We start from the raw sequence: 15,891 nt of genomic DNA, 5'->3' as shown, positions 1-15,891 counted from the left end.
CAGCTCAGCGATACGAATTTCGTCTGGACCGATGCCCTCCATAGGCGAGATTGCGCCTTGAAGCACATGATAATGGCCTTGGAAGTCCTTCATACGCTCAATCGCAACAAGATCCTTAGATTCTTGAACAACACATATGATGGAGTTGTCACGTGATTTATCCTGACAGATTCTACATGGATCTGTATCGGTTATATTGCAGCAAACCGAGCAATAGAACAAATTGCGCTTAACGCTTACTAGCGCCTTCGCAAAATCAATGACGTCGTCTTCCTTCATTCGAAGAACATGAAACGCCAGACGGGCGGCCGTTTTGGGTCCAATACCCGGTAATCGCGTAAAAGCATCAATTAACTTCGCTATCGGTTCTGGGTAATACAAAACTGGGTACAGCTCCTTTCAAGCAAAAAACGCCTTCAGTGTCCCCTGGACACTGAAGCAGCTTTGACGGAAAAATAAAAGATAAGTATACACGTAATATACTTTCTTTTATTTCAAACAGAAGCAATACTGCTTCTTAGAACAATCCTGGAATTTTCATTCCGCCTGTGAATTTACCCATATCCTTATTCGCTAGATCATCCACTTTAGTTAGCGCATCGTTAACAGCTGTAAGGACAAGATCTTGCAGCATTTCGACATCTTCCGGATCTACAGCCTCAGGTTTAATCGTAATGCTAAGAAGCTTCTTATGGCCGTTCGCAGATACAGTTACTACTCCGCCGCCCGCTGTTCCTTCAACTGTCTTTGTTTCCAACTCTTCTTGAGCCTTCATCATTTGATCTTGCATCTTTTTCACTTGCTTCATCATTTGGTTCATATTGTTCATTACCATTCACCTCATCATTAGAATTTAATCTTTATCCTTCACTACTACTAAATCTTCACCAAAAAGTTTGACGGCCTCTTCCACCCATACCGGCCGACTTGCAGCTTGTGGTGATGCAGAAGATTCGGGCTCAAGCTGAAGCGTCTCGCTCTTCTGCGTACTAGCGCCTTGTGCCGCTGCCGCCTGCCAGTCCTTCATCATAACCGTAACAATACGGAATGAACCGCCGAGCACATCATGCATGACTTTCTCAATAATCTCGCGATTGGCCGGCTTCTCGGTCGTTTCTCGGTGCATCGTATTCTTGAATGCGACGAGAATGGCATCGTCAGCAGAAGCAACCGGCTCACCGTCTTTTAGCCAAGCATGGACCGTAATCTTAGCGTCCTTCACACCCTGCAGCACATCGTTCCACTTCATTCTGAACTGATTGAATTCTGGACTGCCTGCTGTTGCCAGGTACGGATCAAGCTTGACTGAAGACCGTACTATGCCGCCTGAGCCGCCGAATGAACTGCGAACCGCATTAGTACGTGCTGCTTGCTTGCTGGCCGCACTGTCAGCCGAAGAAGCGCTGTTCCCGCTACCTACTCCATTTTGAATCGCTTGCTCTAGTTTACGCTCCAATGCCTCAATCTGCTGACGCAAACGTCCTACTTCAGCTGATTGTCCGCTGCTTGATGCTGAAGTTGCTGTACTTGCAGAAGCCGCTCCGCCTGACGATTGCTCGTCATTTAACGTGCAAAGCTTCATAAGCGCTACTTCAAACAAGGTTTGAGGCTGCGAGGCATGCTTAAGCTCCACTTGATAACGGTTCAACGTATCAATCATAGCGAACAATCGCTCTGGAGTGAAGGCCTCGGCCATCATTTTGAAGCGTTCAGGATCAACGATCCTCTCTGTTACTGCGCCGCCCTGCGGAGCAAGCTTCATAACAAGCAAATCACGGAAATAATAAATTAAGTTTTCCATGCATTTGTCCGCACTTTTGCCGGCTTGCATCAAGCTTTCCACGAGCGGCATAACTGCTGCTACATGACGATCCTTTACAGCCTCCGCCAGCTGATAGAAATGATCAGCAGCCATGCCGCCTGTCACATCTACTGCCGCGTCGAGAGTAATGCGATCACCTGCAAAAGCAGAAACCTGCTCCAGCAAGCTAATCGCATCGCGCATTCCGCCTTCTGACAATCTTGCAATATAAGCAAGCGCATCTTCGTCGGCCTGTATGCTCTCTTCACGGCAAATCTTAAGCAAGTGCTGCGTCTGCTCTTCAAGCGATACCTGCCTGAAATCAAACCGCTGACAGCGGGAGATAATCGTAGCAGGCAGCTTATGCGGTTCGGTCGTCGCCAAGATAAAGATAACATGCCCCGGCGGCTCCTCCAATGTTTTGAGCAAGGCATTGAATGCCTCGGCCGTAAGCATATGTACTTCATCTATAATATAAACTTTGAACCGCACTTCTGAAGGTGCATATCGCACTTTATCACGAATATCACGAATTTCATCAATACCGCGATTAGATGCAGCATCAATCTCAATTACATCCATAATATGTCCCGCGGTAATCCCTATGCAAGCATCACATTCATTACAAGGCTCTTCAGCCGGACCACGTTCACAGTTAACCGCTTTGGCTAATATTTTCGCAGCGCTTGTCTTTCCGGTTCCTCGCGGCCCATTAAAAAGATAAGCATGAGATACACGCTGCTCACGTATAGAATTTTGCAGCGTTTGAATAATATGCTGTTGTCCAACCATGTCCTGAAACGTCTGCGGACGCCAGGCACGGTATAAAGCGATATGTGACACGCAGACCTTTCCTTTCAAGTTGCCTTTTCATTTACAATAAGCAAAAGCACGTTCGGTCTTATAGACGCTGAAATTGCTTTGCATTGCGAAATATAAGTGTAGCAATAGAAAATAATTTACTTTCTTATATTTTAAACAATTGCTACTCCCCTATTATACAACAACTGTGTAGCAAGCAAAACTTTCTTTTGCTAAGACTTTACCCTATTAAAACAACATTTAAAAACAAAAACACCTGCATTCGCTAATTCCGACAAAAACATCGAACAGCGATCACAGGTGCTACTTTTGCTATTAGCAAATCATATTAGAAAATTTTAGTACCGTGCACCTACTCCTGATAAATACGACCCAGGCGACATCCTTGCACTACAGCTCGAGTCAGGCACTCCCCCGGCACATGAACTAATTTACTTATGGCTGCTTCCTTCCGGACCTGACCAAGTTCATAAACGTCCATTGCGGAGGACCCAACTGTCAACACTGCTCGCAAGTGCCAAGACCCTACATCAGTATAACCTCAAGTAGGAATTCAACCTCGCTACAGCGGATTGCGAGTTACAGGGCACCGCTACCTCCCCATCTAGCACGGCAAAAATAAGTATAGCCGATTCCGTCCTAAAGCGCAACTCGCGGTTGAAATTGGACGAATGACAGGGCTACCTTTTGGCTTCTACATGAACCTTATACCGAGGCATATTGTATTGAACGACCGACTGGGCCTTTGCTCGCAGCTCTTCGACTTGAACGTCGGACAGTGCTTTATTTGCTTTTACATTCACATGAAGATCGGTACCGTTAAAATAAATTTGCGTATGCTCGATGCCGGAAATCGGCTTCAACACCTGCTCAATGAATTTTCCATCTGCATTATAATTAAGATACTGATAACGATTCGGTAAATTGGGATTGCTGTTGGAATAGCCCATGTATCCATCATGACCGTAGGTTTTCAGCCTGTTTTCTTGCTTGCTTCTTCCATTCCCACATCCTGAGAGCGTCATGGCCAACAGAAATAAGCAAGCCAGCAAGGCTGCCATTTGAAATAAACCAAATCGTTTACTCAAACCGAATGTTTGTTTATTCAATCAAAAAACCTCCCTTCTATCCAATAGGATGGCTGAGGGAGGCTCTTGTATTCTGCCAAATAAAGGCGGAACGATTTGTAGGATTAAATACCGTATTTCTTCTTGAAACGATCGACACGGCCGCCAGCATCCAGGAACTTTTGCTTACCCGTGTAGAATGGGTGGCATTGGGAACAAACCTCTACGCGAAGACTCGGTTTAACCGAACCAGTCTCGAAGGAATTTCCACAAGCGCAAGTTGCTGTAATGATGTGGTATGTCGGATGAATAGCTTGTTTCATCTCGTTCACCTCTTTCTGCCCTGAATCGCATGCGGACTCAGAGTTAAATCGCACATCTCGGATTATAGCATGAACTTATTTGCTGTTGCAATGAATAATCAGTGATATGGTTAATATTAGCCGAATTTACTACCTAATAGGTACTTATCGACGTAATGCGGCTGGTGGAACATGTGTATAAGAGCCAATAACTACACCCGGCAGCTCTTCACGGAAAATTTCAAGCATTTGCTTCATCCCGTATATTTCACCTTGTGCCTTAGGAATAATCGCTAAGTAGCTTTCAGGATCGATATTCAGGTTGCGCATTTGAATGAGTTTTAGTCCAGTACGCTTAACGAATCCAATCATCGCTTCTATTTCTTCCTCACGGTCAGTGACCCCTGGGAAAATCAAATAGTTGATCGACGTATATACACCATTGTCAGAAGCATATTTCAAAGACTTCTCAACATTTTTTAAGTTGTAGCCGCGAGGCTTATAGTAAGCATTATAATGATCATCAAGTGCACTGATCGTACTTACGCGCATTAGATTAAGGCCTGCATCAACAATCGCGCGCATGAAATCAGTCAATCCCGCGTTCGTATTAATGTTAATGTATCCAAGCGAAGTTTGACTGCGAACACGCTTCATAGCCTCAACGATGATTTTAGCTTGTGTTGAAGGTTCCCCTTCACAGCCTTGACCAAAGCTAATGATGGATTCCGGCTCGCGCAAATGCTCAAGCATAATTTCAACGATCTCATCAACAGTCGGCTTAAAATTCATCCGAGTCTGCGGAGCAACAAAGCCGCTATCATCAGGTTGTTCAGAGATACATCCGAAGCAGCCTGCATTGCAAGAATACGATACCGGAACAGCACCCTCCCATCTTCCTAGAAATGTGTTGGAAGAGGTTAAGCACTCATAACCTAGAGCACAGTTCGACAGATGCTTATAAAGACGATTATCCGGATATTTAGCAAGAATACGCTCTACTTGAATACCTAGTTCGCCACGGTCGCAATTAAGTGGATCCCATCTTTCAGGATCGTCACTTTGCTCAGCCGTTACATAAAAGTTACCGTCTTTCCATACGACAGCTGTATAACCGAACAATGGCAGCTTCTCGTTCTTGTCCGCTTTCACATAGCCCGGCAAGCATAGACGAGTAAAGCCTTGCGGAAGTAATGCGCCGACTGCTTGAGCTCCGCCTTGCAATGCCTGCATCTCGCCTGTGCTCGGATTAAGACCAATGGGTCTAGTAAAAGGCAGGCTAACAAGAGTTGCTCCATTAGGAAGTGGAATTAATTCCTCCTCCATGATTTCGACAATCATATCGCCGCTTCTTCCCAAAGCTATAAAGTCGGGATGGTCAAATACATTTCCGTTTTTATCCGCATATACGAGATTCATGTTGTTCTCCCTCCTGCGGTCTTACGATCCGTGCGTAGTTCTAGGCGTTGGACGCCTGCTGGTCGCTGTAGTACTGCTCTTTATACCGGACCGCTCCGGCTTCGCTTCAACTGTTGTATCAAGAGACATGAGGAACTGTTCGTTGTTCTCACTATCTTTAAGTTTCTTCAAGAAATTATCTACATAATCAGGCGTGTCCGTCATACCTCTGCGGATGGCCCAAACCTTCTCCAGCTCTTCCTTCGTAAGCAGCATTTCCTCACGTCTAGTTCCAGATCTGCGCAAATCAAGCGCAGGGAAAATACGACGCTCAGAAAGCTTACGGTCTAGATGGAGCTCCATATTGCCCGTACCTTTAAATTCTTCATAAATGATGTCATCCATACGCGAGCCTGTTTCGATCAGCGCAGTCGCAAGTATAGTCAAGCTTCCGCCCTCTTCCACGTTTCGAGCCGAACCAAAAAACCGTTTTGGACGGTGGAACGCTGCTGGATCAATACCGCCGCTAAGCGTACGACCAGATGGAGGAATAACCAAGTTATACGCCCTAGCAAGACGGGTGATACTATCCATCAAGATGACAACGTCCTTCTTATGCTCAACAAGACGAAGCGCTCGCTCAAGTACAAGCTCTGCTACTTTGATATGGTTCTCGGGCAGCTCATCAAATGTGGAGGCGATAACTTCACCCTTCACGGAGCGCTGCATATCAGTAACTTCCTCTGGACGCTCATCAATAAGCAGAACGAACAATTTGATATCGGGACGATTTTCGGAAATGCTGTGGGCGATTTCTTTAAGAAGCAAGGTTTTACCTGTCTTCGGAGGAGCAACAATTAGACCGCGTTGGCCAAGTCCTACAGGAGCAAGCAAATCCATCATTCGAGTGGAAAGCTTCGACTGTGTCGTCTCAAGCACTAGCTTCTTTTCTGGATAAAGAGGAGTAAGCGCAGGAAAGTGCAATCGTTCGGAAGCCGTTTCCGGATTCTCGCCGTTAACAGCATTTACTTGCAATAGACCAAAATAACGCTCATTCTCTTTCGGCGGACGGCATTTACCTGAAACAAGATCGCCGCTTCTCAAATCAAATCTGCGAATTTGTGATGCTGAAATATAAATATCTTCCTTGCTCGGCAAATAGTTAATAGGCCGTAAAAATCCGAAGCCTTCTGACAAAATATCGAGGACGCCTTCCATGAACATAAGGCCGCTCTTCTCTGCTTGCGCTCGAAGAATTGCAAAAATTAATTCCTTCTTCTTAAGTGTTCCGTAATAGGGAACCTGAAATTGCTTCGCCAATTTATAAAGGTCGGTCAATTTCATCTCTTCTAGATCTGCGATCTGAAGGTCTGTCATGTTCTCACCACTTTATTTAATTTTCATTATGATTTTGTATATCTAGTAAAATCATAGGATTGATTATCCATCATTGCCGAATTAGACGCCGTCTATTCCACAGCGTCTGCATCGTCCTATTCCTTATGAAGTGGCTTCCGTTTCACGCCATACTTCCGCACCCAGGCGGCATAAGTTTTCTACTAGATTATCATAACCTCGGTCAATATATTCGACGCCCGAAATTTCAGTAACGCCTTCTTCAACAGTCAAAGCAGCGACAACAAGTGCAGCCCCTGCGCGTAAATCAGCAGCCTTAACTTTTGCAGCACTCAGCTTGCCGCCTTCAATAACAGCTGAACGGCCCTCAACACGAATATCCGCTCCCATGCGAGTGAGCTCAGGAACATGCTTAAATCTAGTGCCGTATACATAATCAGTTAAAATACTGACTCCATTCGCTTGTGTAAGCAAGGTTGTCATTGGAGATTGTAAGTCCGTAGGGAAACCAGGGTACACAAGTGCCTTTACATCAATGGACGAATAATTAGGTCCGCCAATAATACGGATGGATTCATCCATCTCAATAACTTGAACACCCATCTCTTCAAGCTTAGCGCTCATCGCTTCCAAGTGCTTCGGAATAACATTATCAATAAGGACATCGCCGCGCGTTGCTGCAGCTGCAATCATATACGTACCGGCTTGAATTCGATCAGGAATAATGGAATGGCGGCAGCCATGCATCTGATCGACGCCTTCAATACGAATCGTCTCAGTCCCGGCACCTTTGATTTTTGCGCCCATGGCATTAAGGAGAGTAGCTACATCTATAATTTCAGGCTCTTTTGCCGCATTTTCAATAATCGTTATTCCTTTGGCCCGCGAGGCAGCTAGCATGATATTAATCGTTGCTCCAACACTTGAAACGTCAAGGTAAATCTTTGCACCTCGTAATTGCTCAGCATGAATTCGAATAGATCCATGATCATTAGTTACCGTGGCACCAAGTGCTTCAAACCCTTTAATATGCTGATCAATTGGTCTAGGCTCAAAGTTGCAGCCCCCTGGCATTCCGATTGTCGCTTCACCAAACCTACCAAGCATTGCCCCCATCAAATAATAGGATGCGCGCAGTAATTTCACTTTGCCGTTTGGCATCGGTTTGGAGACAAGCGCGGAAGGATCAATGCGCATCATATCGCCGTCACGCTTTACGACAGCACCAAGCTCCTGCAAAATTTCACTATATACAGCTACATCACTTATAATAGGCAAATTATCCAACACAACTTCTGATTCTGCTAAAATAGCAGCAGGTACAAGAGCCACCGCGCTGTTCTTGGCTCCGCTGATTTGAACGGTACCGCGAAGCGGCCGTCCACCGCGTATCATCAATTTCTCCATCTAATTATAGTTCCTCCCGTAGATTGGAAGAGAATAAAGGAAAAACCGCCAAAGCAAGCGAGTGTTAAACCCACTTGCCGTTATGAGGCGGTTTATTCCTTTGCTCCTGTTATTACACATAGTTGTTACTTCCGAACAAACGGATTTTTGTTAGTAACAGCCAGCTTCTCAATTCGCACAGCTGTCAAGTATTGGCGTAGTTCCAACGAATCAGCGTTAGCTATTTGTTTTCTTGAAATTGTATTTGTAAAAGCAACATGTTTCTCTCAAAGGGATACTGAAACTGAAATCATGATCAAAATCAAATCGATTGGAAGACTAGATTTTTTTTGGCCCCGGCACACGCCATTGCAGCAGTGAATTGAATCCCATATATTTCAAGGCGCTTTCGCTGACCTTGCAAATAAACGGTGATTTTTCTTCCTTAGCAGCTTCAACAATCGTTTGTGTAATTACCCTGATGTCTGTGTTGAACTGGACTACTGTTTCTCGCTTGCTATAAGCGCCTGGCAAAATTCATTCATAGGAACTAACAAGATCGCTGTCTTCCTCGTAAATGTTATCTTTCTTCCTCCAGCTCGGTCCGACTTGTCATTCTGAGACATTATAACATAATGAGCCTTGGAATAGTAAAGCTTGTTTTGCTATTGCCAATAAATAAAAAAACGGCATCGCCTTCAAGTAAGAGACGATACCGTTTATTTGCTAAATCAGGAGCCTATTGCAAAACGACTTGTGGAGTTGCCGCCTCGCAGCTGCATATTAACCGCAATTCGCATCTCATCGATGTCGAAAGGTTTCGTAAAGTGCATTAATGCCCCGAGATCCGTCGCTTCTTTAATCATATCCAATTCACCATATGCGGTCATCATGATGACTTTAATGTTTCGGTCGATAGCTTTCACATGCTTTAAAATTTCCAAACCATCCATGCCGGGAATTTTCATATCCAACAGAACAAGATCAGGAGCATCGTTCTTGACGATTTCCAAAGCCAGCTTGCCATTAGACGCTTGGAACGTATTATAGCCCTCGCTGCTGAAAACTTCCATAAGCAATACGCGAATACCGTTCTGATCATCAACGATCAACACTTTCTTCTTATCCAACTCCAAATCCCCCCGCAAATGTGTTTACCCAGAAAATGGCCAACTCTTCCATAATCGTTAATATATTCGCTAAAGTGGGTATATAATCCTTCTCGTTAAGAGAAAAACTTATCTGTTGTTGTTAAAGAATCTGCCATTGATCAAAAATGCAATATATTACTCGGAATGGTTAAGCGCTGCTTGTACAAATCCGCGGAACAATGGCTGCGGACGGTTCGGTCTAGACTTGAATTCCGGGTGGAATTGAACAGCCAAGAACCAAGGATGATCAGCCATTTCCACAACCTCAACAAGACGGCCGTCTGGGGAAGTTCCAGAAATAGTAAGACCAACAGATTCAATTGCTTCACGGTACTCATTGTTAAATTCATACCGGTGACGATGACGCTCATAAACGAGCTCGTCGCCATATTCACGCTCAGCAAGCGTACCTGGCTTAAGTTTACAAGGGTAGAGACCAAGACGCATCGTGCCACCCATATCTTCAACATCCTTCTGATCCGGCAGCAAGTCAATAACCGGATATGGAGTGGATGAATTAATTTCAGAGCTATTCGCACCAGCTAGTCCCGCCACATTTCGAGCATATTCAATGACAGCTACCTGCATGCCAAGGCAAATACCGAAGAACGGAATTTTGTTTTCACGTGCGTATTTAATCGCTGTAATCTTGCCTTCAATACCGCGATCGCCAAAGCCGCCTGGCACAAGAATACCATTAACGCCTCTAAGCTGCTGGTGGGCGTTCTCTTCCGTAAGCTCATCTGCATGCAGCCAACGAATTTTCACTTCTGAGTCGGAAGCAATACCTGCATGCTCTAGCGACTCTACAATACTGAGGTACGCATCATGCAACGAGACATATTTACCAACAATTGCAATTTCCGTCTTCTTGTGAAGCGACTTCACACGCTGAACAAGGCTTTCCCATTCGCGCATATCCGGCTGTTCTGTCTTAAGCTTCAGATGATTAACAACGATCTCGTCGAGGCCTTCCTCACGAAGCATCAATGGCACTTCATACAAAGTGGACGCATCGCGGCATTCCACGACTGCATTCGCATCGATATCGCAGAACAAGCCAATTTTACGTTTCAAATCTTCAGCAAGCGGATGCTCTGTACGGCATACGATTACGTTCGGTTGAATACCGATGCTGCGCAATTCCTTAACACTATGCTGCGTCGGTTTTGTTTTCACTTCACCTGCCGCTTTGATGTAAGGAATAAGCGTTACGTGGATATACATTACATTGTCGCGCCCGATATCACTTTTGATTTGACGAATAGCTTCAAGGAAAGGCAAGCTTTCGATATCACCAACCGTACCGCCGATTTCTGTAATAACAACATCAGAACCCGCTTCTTTGCCCGCACGGAATACACGGTCTTTAATTTCGTTCGTAATATGCGGGATTACCTGAACAGTTCCACCCAAGTAGTCGCCGCGGCGCTCTTTGGTAATTACGTTGGAATAGATTTTGCCGGACGTCACATTGTTGTTCTTCGACAGATTAATGTCGATAAACCGTTCATAGTGACCAAGATCCAAATCTGTTTCTGCACCATCATCGGTAACGAATACTTCTCCGTGCTGATATGGACTCATCGTTCCTGGGTCGACGTTGATGTATGGATCAAACTTCTGAATCGTTACTTTGAGGCCCCTGTTCTTCAGCAATCGGCCAAGCGAGGCTGCTGTTATCCCTTTGCCCAAGGACGACACTACGCCGCCGGTTACAAAAATATATTTGGTCACTGTGATGATACCCTCCAAGCCCTATGGTTAATGTTTAGGTTTGCCCATTTACTCGATAAACATGGATGCGGATACACTCCGCCTATCCATCCAATTTGTGGGAATGCATCCTACAGACCCATCCCTCACAAACAAAAAAAGTGACACCCGTAGCAACGGGGCACTTTTCCTTTTTTGGCATATATAAAAATACAAGCAAGCATCAGCAATGCGTTATGCTCCACTTCTATTTCACCGCGAAACTTGACCTTCTCGTCAAAAGACGAAAACGAGTCGTTTGCGCTTGTATGCGTTATTTGTTAACCGAATCTTAAGCCCATGAGATAGTTTACTCTGCGCTCCTAGCAACTGTCAAGCGAAACTGACTGGATATTCCTCACGCCAGTTCAAACGACTAAGCCATCTGTATAGAGCAGAGCTCGTACCGCAGAAAAGTATAAGAAGGAGGATAAGCTGGGTGCTTAAACCGCCTTATACTTTCAGCAAACATTTACTTGTCAGACTCGTCGTCGTCTTCAAATTCCTCATCATCCGACTCATCATCATCCGCATCGAGTTCACCGTCGACTTCTTCCTCGTCCAGCTCCTCGTCGTCGATTCCAACTTCCTCATCGACTTCAGCTTCCTCTTCTGCCTCTTCGAAGTCCTCGCGGTCCTCGTCGAATACATCGTAGTCTTCTTCAGCCTCTGCGTAAGTATCCTCTTCTTCGTCCGCAAATACATCATCATCTTCGAGATCATCATCATCGTTAATGATACGCGTACGCTTCGCATTACCTACAGGATCTTCAGAACGCTCAACTGGATACCAGCGTTTCAGTCCCCACATGTTGCTGCCAACGCAAGCGAAACGTCCATCAATGTTGATTTCTGTATACACTTGGGCGATGAACTGGTTGATTCCGTCTGCGGAAAGACCGCGTATTTTAGCGATCTCCATCATTAGATCGCGATAGTAGTAAGGCGTATTAGCCGCTTTCAGCACTTCAAAGGCCAAATCGACCATAGGCATTTCCTTCATACGTTCAGGATCCAGCTTTAACGTGAAATTGCTGCTGCTCATATGGACACATCCTCTCTTGCCATTCAATTTATGTACTCGTTCTTACCTATAAAATGCAAGGATCGTGTACGTTATTCTCTTATACACCGCTCACATTTAATCGCAAAACGATCGGTAACTGCCAGAGGCTCGCACCCGTCGTTTACGCTAGTCACAGTATAGTAAAACCTATTTCCTGCAAAAAAGCAAGCGGACCACGCTGCTGCGGTATAGCTTGGACTTCTATGCAAAAAGCGAAAGGATAGTCCTTCCGCTTTGACTGTATCCATCCGGCCATGACACGAGGCAACGCACCTTGGTCGTAAGAGTCCCTGAGAACTCTTTGTTCATCGTATGTCCCCAGTCGATTTTTGACACGGTTTTCAGCCTAATTATGTGAAAAAAGGCAAGTTGCTCATGCGTTATAGAGCGCTCGTTCATACAATAGTTCAGCATGGTCCGTCGGGAGGGGAAGCCAAGTTTGGACACCGTCGCTTTCATCCGTATGTTGCAGGATACGATGGCTCGCACGGACACAACGACTGTTAAGCGTATCATTCGCTTTCAGCGTGCGAGCGACTACCGATACTTCCTACAGCAATTGCCTAAAGTCACTTCATCATCTTTACCGCAAAAAAGCATTAGACAAATGCCCAGCATTCTTGGAATAGCCTGCACATTGCCGGCCGAGGAATCATTAGAGCGATTCGCCGGGCGTGTTTGGATTGAGAAAGATTGTAAAATCAGCGTGCATTCTTCTCCACAAAAGTCGATTATTGTAGATAAGGGCATCCCCTGGGGTGTAAACCAGATTAAAGCCCCGCTGGCTTGGAGCACGACAACCGGTCACCGGGTCAAAGTCGGCGTCATCGATACAGGAGCTGATTTCAGCCATCCAGATCTTCGCCAATCACTCTCTAGGGGCATCAACCTTCTCAATCGCAGCATGCTCCCTCATGATGATAACGGTCATGGTACACATATTGCAGGTACCATCGCCGCAGCAAATCAATTACAGGGCATGATTGGCGTAGCCCCGCGGGCGTTAATCTCGCCTGTCAAAGCTTTTGACCATAATGGGAGCGCCTTCGTATCCGACATTATTCTCGGTATTGAATGGTGTATCCGCAATCGCATGAACGTCATCAACATGAGCTTCGGTATGAAGACAAAAAGCAAAGCGCTGCTTGGAGCTGTCATTAACGCTCACAATGCAGGTGTCATTATCGTTGCTTCCTCCGGCAATGACGGGAAGCGCCGTTCCGTTGATTATCCGGCACGCTACCCTCAAACGATTGCTGTTGGCGCTACGAATAAACTCCGCCGCGTTGCACCTTTCAGCAATCGAGGCTCCTATATTGACGTTTACGCACCTGGCGACAAAATCGTATCCGCATGGCTGCGCGGCAAATACAATGAAATGAGTGGAACCTCCATGGCCACCTCGCATGTCAGCGGAGCAATCGCGCTTCTGCTCGCACATAAGCCGGGACTTACGCCTACCGAGATCAAGACAATTATTAAACGATCCGTTCAGCCCCTTAGAGGCAGTAAAGCCCGCCGAACGATCGGCGAGCTTGACGTGATGCGTATGATGCAAACCGTGGATAAAGTATGAGTCCACGGTTTATTTTTATGAAACAAAGCTTACATGCGTTCTGGAGCAGAAACGCCGACCAAACGAAGCACGTTCGCAATAGCAATACGTACGGCACCAAGCAAGGCTAAGCGCGCTTGCGATTGCTCAGCATCTTCTGTGATGACGCGCTCCGCTCTATAATAGCTGTGGAACTGGGAAGCCAGCTCGTATACATAACGAATAAGACGATGAGGCGCATATTGTGCTGCAGCCTCAGAGATCTCCTGCGGCAGCTCACCAACTTTACGAAGAAGATCGAACTCGCCCTCGGCAGTCAGCTTGCTGAAATCGATAGAGTCTGTGGATTTAAGAACAATGCCTTGTTCCTCCGCTTGCCTGAAAATACTGCAAATCCGAGCGTGCGCATATTGAACATAGAACACAGGGTTCTCATTTGAAGTAGAGATCGCCAAATCCATATCGAAATCAAGATGCGAATCCATGCTCCGCATGGAGAAGAAGTAACGAATCGCATCGATGCCTACCTCATCCATCAGATCCTGCATAGTAACCGCTTTGCCCGTACGCTTCGACATTTTCATTTTCTCGCCGTTCTGGAACAAGCTGACCATCTGTGCAATTAACACGGTCAGTTTCTTCGGATCGTTGCCCAGTGCCTCCATCGCTGCTTTCACACGCGGAATATAGCCATGGTGATCGGCACCCCAAATGTTGATCATCTGATCGAAGCCGCGTCCGTATTTATCCATATGATATGCGATATCCGGCGTCAAATAGGTATATGAGCCGTCATTTTTCACGAGCACGCGGTTTTTGTCGTCGCCAAAAGTCATGGTAGACAGCCATGTCGCTCCTTCTTCTTCATAGACATGCCCTGTCGCCTTCAGCGTTGCAAGACCTTGCTCCACTTGTCCGCTCTCGTATAATGCTGTTTCACTGTACCAAACGTCAAAACTGACGCGGAATCTTCCGAGATCGCGTTTAATTTTGTCTAGCTCCCGCTCAAGGCCAAACTGGCGGAAAAACGTAAAACGTTCTTGATCCGGCAATTCCAGCAGCTTATCGCCTTCTTGCTCGACAAGAAGTTTTGCAAAACCAATGATGTCCTCGCCATAATAACCATCCTCCGGCATTTCCGCCGCTTGACCAAGCGCTTGACGGTAACGAGCTTCAATGGATACAGCTAGGTTCTCCACCTGCTTGCCCGCATCATTAATATAATATTCGCGCGTAACATCATATCCCGCATAATCAAGTACATTGCACAATGAATCGCCAACTGCGGCACCGCGAGCATGTCCAAGATGCAGGCTGCCCGTAGGATTCGCGCTCACGAACTCTACCTGTACACTTTTGCCGGAACCATCCGAAGTACGTCCATAGTTTTCTCCCGCTTCAAGCGCTGCAGCCACAACCGGATAGAGATAGCTGTTATCCATACGGAAGTTAATAAAGCCCGGGCCTGCAATTTCCGCTGCTTGAATAGAAGCTTGCTTCGTATCCAAATGCGCAATAATCGCCTCAGCGATTTGACGAGGGTTCTTCTTCGCCAGCTTCGTCAGCTGCATCGCTGCATTTGTTGCCAAATCTCCGTGCGATTTATCCTTAGGAACTTCAAGCACAAACGCCGGAAGCTCTTCCCGCGCTGCCAAACCAGCCGCTACCGCTGCATCTGCGATCGCTGCTTTGACTTGTTCATACATCTTCTCTAATACATTTGCATTCATTAATTTTGTTCCTCCTGTATATGGAGCCAGATATGAAACCGACCCGACATTTGATCACCAACGTACAATTCATACTCCCATTCAAGTGTAAAAGGAAGCTGATCGGGCAATGTGTCCATCACTTTCATTACACCATCTTCACCCGGCGCATGAAGCCGCAGCTGCAGCGTTTCTGCTTCAAGCGATAAAGATGTCATTTGTGATTGATAGCTGCCAGCTCTCCTATGTCCAGGAACAAAAAGCTGCTCCGATTCTATAGCGCCGCGCCGCACAACTGACATTTCTTCCGGCCGGTATCGAATAAGTGTCCGTATTTCACCAGCTTCTGTATCGCCTTCCACTGCCGGCTCGATGTAGCGGATAAATATGGATTTCTCCTTGCGGAACCAATCCCCTTTGTAAGCATGAGTATGCGAGCTTCCATCCTGCACACTCTCCAATGTAATTCGCACTTTCCTGCTGTCTGCCATCATCTTGCTCCTGTTATCAGTCTAATCTTATG

The 15,891-nt window shown here is 46.0% G+C and carries 15 protein-coding genes and 1 other RNA gene (1 of these 16 only partly in view); 1 reads left to right on the top strand and 15 read right to left on the bottom strand.

What is annotated here, in order from left to right:
• The 13 genes from recR to rpoE all read right to left on the bottom strand — a co-directional run.
• Positions 1-381: the 5' portion of a recombination mediator RecR gene (gene recR, locus MHH56_RS00940; RefSeq protein WP_076271598.1), read on the bottom strand. It extends 219 nt beyond the left edge of the window; only the first 381 of its 600 coding nucleotides appear in the window; its start codon is at positions 379-381; its stop codon lies beyond the left edge, outside the window.
• A gap of 136 nt (positions 382-517) precedes the next feature.
• Complete coding sequence (locus tag MHH56_RS00935) at positions 518-829, bottom strand: YbaB/EbfC family nucleoid-associated protein (protein ID WP_054025909.1); 312 nt, start codon at positions 827-829, stop codon at positions 518-520.
• Positions 830-853: 24 nt separating this feature from the next.
• Complete coding sequence (gene dnaX / locus MHH56_RS00930) at positions 854-2,644, bottom strand: DNA polymerase III subunit gamma/tau (protein ID WP_339205998.1); 1,791 nt, start codon at positions 2,642-2,644, stop codon at positions 854-856.
• A gap of 323 nt (positions 2,645-2,967) precedes the next feature.
• Positions 2,968-3,236, bottom strand: an RNA gene (gene ffs, locus MHH56_RS00925) — signal recognition particle sRNA large type.
• 67 nt (positions 3,237-3,303) lie between these two features.
• Complete coding sequence (locus MHH56_RS00920; protein WP_076271596.1) at positions 3,304-3,732, bottom strand: hypothetical protein; 429 nt, start codon at positions 3,730-3,732, stop codon at positions 3,304-3,306.
• 83 nt (positions 3,733-3,815) lie between these two features.
• A complete protein-coding gene (gene rpmE / locus MHH56_RS00915; protein WP_339205996.1) occupies positions 3,816-4,013 on the bottom strand; it encodes a 50S ribosomal protein L31 in 198 nt (65 codons plus the stop codon).
• Positions 4,014-4,157: 144 nt separating this feature from the next.
• Positions 4,158-5,411, bottom strand: a complete 1,254-nt coding sequence (locus tag MHH56_RS00910; protein WP_339205995.1) for a radical SAM protein — start codon at positions 5,409-5,411, stop codon at positions 4,158-4,160.
• Positions 5,412-5,432: 21 nt separating this feature from the next.
• Positions 5,433-6,767, bottom strand: coding sequence for a transcription termination factor Rho (gene rho, locus MHH56_RS00905; protein ID WP_339205993.1), 1,335 nt, complete (start codon positions 6,765-6,767; stop codon positions 5,433-5,435).
• Positions 6,768-6,890: 123 nt separating this feature from the next.
• Positions 6,891-8,153, bottom strand: coding sequence for a UDP-N-acetylglucosamine 1-carboxyvinyltransferase (locus MHH56_RS00900; RefSeq protein WP_076271592.1), 1,263 nt, complete (start codon positions 8,151-8,153; stop codon positions 6,891-6,893).
• Positions 8,154-8,471: 318 nt separating this feature from the next.
• Entirely contained in the window at positions 8,472-8,666 is a 195-nt protein-coding gene (locus MHH56_RS00895; protein ID WP_339205991.1) for a class II fructose-bisphosphate aldolase, read from the bottom strand.
• Positions 8,667-8,863: 197 nt separating this feature from the next.
• Positions 8,864-9,262 carry a response regulator gene (locus MHH56_RS00890; protein WP_076271590.1) on the bottom strand — a complete coding sequence of 133 codons (399 nt, stop codon included), beginning with the start codon at positions 9,260-9,262 and terminating at the stop codon, positions 8,864-8,866.
• Positions 9,263-9,418: 156 nt separating this feature from the next.
• A complete protein-coding gene (locus MHH56_RS00885; RefSeq protein ID WP_339205989.1) occupies positions 9,419-11,020 on the bottom strand; it encodes a CTP synthase in 1,602 nt (533 codons plus the stop codon).
• Positions 11,021-11,510: 490 nt separating this feature from the next.
• Complete coding sequence (gene rpoE / locus MHH56_RS00880) at positions 11,511-12,083, bottom strand: DNA-directed RNA polymerase subunit delta (RefSeq protein ID WP_076271588.1); 573 nt, start codon at positions 12,081-12,083, stop codon at positions 11,511-11,513.
• Positions 12,084-12,543: 460 nt separating this feature from the next.
• On the opposite strand from rpoE, the gene MHH56_RS00875 reads away from it, so the two are divergent.
• Positions 12,544-13,680 carry a S8 family peptidase gene (locus MHH56_RS00875; protein ID WP_339205988.1) on the top strand — a complete coding sequence of 379 codons (1,137 nt, stop codon included), beginning with the start codon at positions 12,544-12,546 and terminating at the stop codon, positions 13,678-13,680.
• A 29-nt stretch (positions 13,681-13,709) separates the two neighbouring features.
• Here MHH56_RS00875 and argS read toward each other — a convergent pair whose 3' ends face one another.
• Both argS and MHH56_RS00865 read right to left on the bottom strand, forming a co-directional pair.
• Positions 13,710-15,389 (bottom strand): arginine--tRNA ligase, encoded by a 1,680-nt coding sequence (gene argS / locus MHH56_RS00870; RefSeq protein ID WP_339205986.1) that lies wholly within the window; start codon positions 15,387-15,389, stop codon positions 13,710-13,712.
• Positions 15,389-15,862, bottom strand: coding sequence for a DUF1934 domain-containing protein (locus tag MHH56_RS00865; protein ID WP_339205985.1), 474 nt, complete (start codon positions 15,860-15,862; stop codon positions 15,389-15,391). The genes argS and MHH56_RS00865 overlap by 1 nt, the downstream gene beginning before the upstream one ends.
• Positions 15,863-15,891: the final 29 nt, after the last annotated feature.

Source organism: Paenibacillus sp. FSL K6-3182 (genome assembly GCF_037976325.1).
In the GTDB taxonomy this organism is placed as follows: Bacteria; Bacillota; Bacilli; order Paenibacillales; family Paenibacillaceae; genus Pristimantibacillus.
Note: the sequence above shows the minus strand (reverse complement) of the source record. Positions and strands in the feature narration are given on the sequence as shown.